General features: G+C 46.8%; 1 protein-coding gene, 1 pseudogene and 1 riboswitch (1 of these 3 running past the window's edge). Of the genes and pseudogenes, one reads left to right on the top strand and one right to left on the bottom strand.

The genetic code is table 11. The features are described from left to right. Positions 1–75: riboswitch (Lysine riboswitch) on the bottom strand (it extends 132 nt beyond the left edge of the window). Between the two features lie 108 nt (positions 76–183). After that, complete coding sequence (locus tag AOQ29_RS05525; RefSeq protein WP_061993513.1) at positions 184–2,610, bottom strand: exonuclease domain-containing protein; 2,427 nt, start codon at positions 2,608–2,610, stop codon at positions 184–186. A 131-nt stretch (positions 2,611–2,741) separates the two neighbouring features. Between AOQ29_RS05525 and AOQ29_RS08115 the strand changes: the two are divergent. After that, a pseudogene (locus AOQ29_RS08115) lies at positions 2,742–2,905 on the top strand (mevalonate kinase); the annotation flags it as partial.

The raw sequence follows: 2,905 nt of genomic DNA, 5'->3' as shown, positions 1-2,905 counted from the left end.
CATTCGCTTCGGCAACCGCCCCTTTCCTTCAGCTTAGCTGAAGTACTCTTGTTGGTTGCGACCTCTATTACTTATTAAGTTGTGTTTAATATACATTAGGAACTTTCTAATGTCAACACCCCTGACAAAAGAAATTGACAGAGTCAAAAAAAGACAGCTATCAAATAGCTGTCTTTTTACTAATTATTCCAATAAATCGCGATAAAAGTTCGCTTTTAATCGTTTATGTCGACCATTCATCAAAACAATTCGATCTGCTAGTGCTTTAACTTGTCCTTGACCAAAAGAACCAAGTAAAACAGCCTGATCTTGTTTTTGAAGGGAAACCACTAAGGGACCTAATTCCGCCACATCTAACCAGCGGTGGGCCTGTGAGACCATCGCAATGTTCGGCACATGGAGGTTTTGTTGCCAAATGGTAGTGAGATAATCCGGCATCACTACCAAGATAGCCTGGTCCTCCTGGTTACTTTGGCGAGCAGCCTTGACCAGTGGGGCCGAAATATCCTGACCATAAACCATATATTGGTCGCCATACCGGTCGGTTAACTTGTAATACCAGTGTTTAACCGCCGCAAAATCCTGGACAATCAAAACCATGTGCTTCATATTAGCCTGGACCAAGAGTTCAATCTGGCGGTCTTCCACCCGACTAGTCGTTAAGACCGTCTTCAACCGACCATCCCCCGCTTCCGTCACAGCCGTCTTTTCAGGCTGAAGGGCCTTGGGCGTCTGTGACAAAAATTCGGATAAGTGTTCAGGCAAAAATGATGAAACAACCAAGACCTTATCAACCTGCTTTAAGAAGTACTTTTGGTAAAGCAGGTCATTTTTAACCGAAAAGACCAAACTTTGCGAAACTGGTTCTTTTTCAATGGCCCAGTCAATCCGGTCCAAGTATTCTTGGTGGGCCGACAGCCAGGCCAACTTGTTCAGCTTAGCAACCAAATCGGCCTGGGACATCCTGATTTGAAAATCAGCCTTATTAGCTAGAGCAACCAGGTCCAATAACCGATTCAAAATCGCCTTGCCGGACTTCAAAATTCCTAAGTCTAGGGCCTGTCGGTCAATTTTATTGCTGGCTTCCTCCCAGTTATGGAGAGCAACCTTCCATTGACCCTGAATTTTATTGGGCAAAAAGGCGGCTTGGTCGGCTAACCGGGCAACTTGGTCTTGGTAAAAGCTCAAAGGCAAGGTCAGGCCAAAGCCTTCCTGAATGGCCGTTAACAAGGCCACCGGCTTTTCCAAAATGGCAACTGGACGGTCTTTGTGCCCACTTTGCTTCTGCAAGTCTTCACCGAGGGCAAAGAATGCAGCAAAGGTCATTAAGACGACATCAGCCCGTTTGGCCTTGTCAAAGGTTTGTTTGAAAACCTGCCCCTTTTCGTCAGAGCGGATATTGTCAAAGGCTGGTTGGTTGGTAATACCCTTGGGCAACTCAATCAGCGCCTTATCAACGCTCTCGCCCTGCCACACAATTACTCGGGCCAACCAGAAGGCACCACCGTTTTCTTTGGCCTGAGCCAATGCTTGACGGTACTTTTTTAAGTCCAAGTAGTCCTGTGGTGCATAGAGCTTGGCGGTTTTTAGCCGTGGCCCGTCGAGCTTTCTTTGTAGGTCGGCTAATAAGCGTTCCTGGTGGTTCAACAAGCCAATATCATGTGCTAGCAGGTAAGCCGTTTGGTCCCGCTTTTGATAAAAGAGTGGGAAGAGGTAAGACAGGGTCTTGTGAACCTTTGGTGGCGTCGTCATCTGCCAAACCGTTCGTTGTCTTTGTTGCAGGAATTGCTGGACTTGGTCCATGACCTGGCCCTGGTCGGCCAAAACGTCATAGTTCGGTCCTAAGACTCTCTGCTTATCGGCCAATGATTTGGGAAAGGCCCCTCTTTTTTGGTCCGACTTAGTCGGTGTTGGCTCCTTAGCCACTGACTGAACAGAATTATCTGTCTGTGCCAAGTCCGGCTGACCATCAGCCTTTAAAAAGTCCGGTGCGGGTGACTGGTCCTTGATGGCCATCGCCAAAAAGTCCTGGCTTTCCCTCAACATCCCCCAGTCAACGGCTAAGAGATCTTTTTTCGTTTGTTCGGCTAAGCCCTGGGCTTTTTGCCATAAGGAGAGCATCAAATAGGCAGTTGCCTCGGCATCGGCATTGGCCCGGTGAGCCTGGGTCAAAGGCAGGTTCAAATACTTGGTCAAATCCGAGAGGCGGTAGCCAGGTGCCGTTGGGTAGAGTAGTTGAGCCAACTGGACCGTATCAAGGGCCTGGAGGTCTAACTCCGGTAGGCCTACTCGGGCAAATTCGGCATTCAGGTAAGGGTAATCAAAATTAACATTATGGGCCACAAAAACTTGCCCCTGTAAGAGGGCCTGCAATGAGGGTGCGATTTCTTCAAAGAAAGGTGCATCTCGGACATCTTTTTGGGTAATGTGAGTTAGTTGTTGGATTTTTTTATCAATCGTTTGGCCAGGGTTCACAAAGGAATCAAAGTGTTCAACGATTTTTTTATTTTTAACAAAGGTCATCCCGATTTGAATAATCCGACCGCCCTTCTCAACAGAAGGGTTGGTCGTTTCCAAATCGACAATCACAAAGGCGGCTGATTTTTTCATCAGGACTCCTTTCAGATTCAATTCGGTCCTTGGAATACATTTTAGCAAATTTTATTCAAAGAACTTCCTTAGTTATTTTACACTACTTAGCCCAATGCGGTACAATATTAGCAGTTATTGGAGCCTTTAAAATGCAAAAAATTCATTCCGGCTTTGGTCAATCTCATGCCAAAGCCATTCTAATCGGCGATCACGCCGTGGTTTACGACCAACCGGCCGTTGCCATCCCCCTACTTAATTTAACTGCGACCGCCACCATTCAACCTCTCGCCAATGGACAACGAATTATCTTAGG

The organism is Fructobacillus ficulneus (genome assembly GCF_001047075.2).
In the GTDB taxonomy this organism is placed as follows: domain Bacteria; phylum Bacillota; class Bacilli; order Lactobacillales; family Lactobacillaceae; genus Fructobacillus; species Fructobacillus ficulneus.
The sequence above is the reverse complement of the archived record's forward strand: the minus strand, read 5'-3'. Positions and strand labels throughout refer to the sequence as shown.

What these genes read in the sequence shown, in the direction of transcription:
- AOQ29_RS05525 (WP_061993513.1), bottom strand. Translation starts at nt 2,610, where the DNA reads ATGAAAAAATCAGCCGCCTTTGTGATTGTCGATTTGGAAACGACCAAC.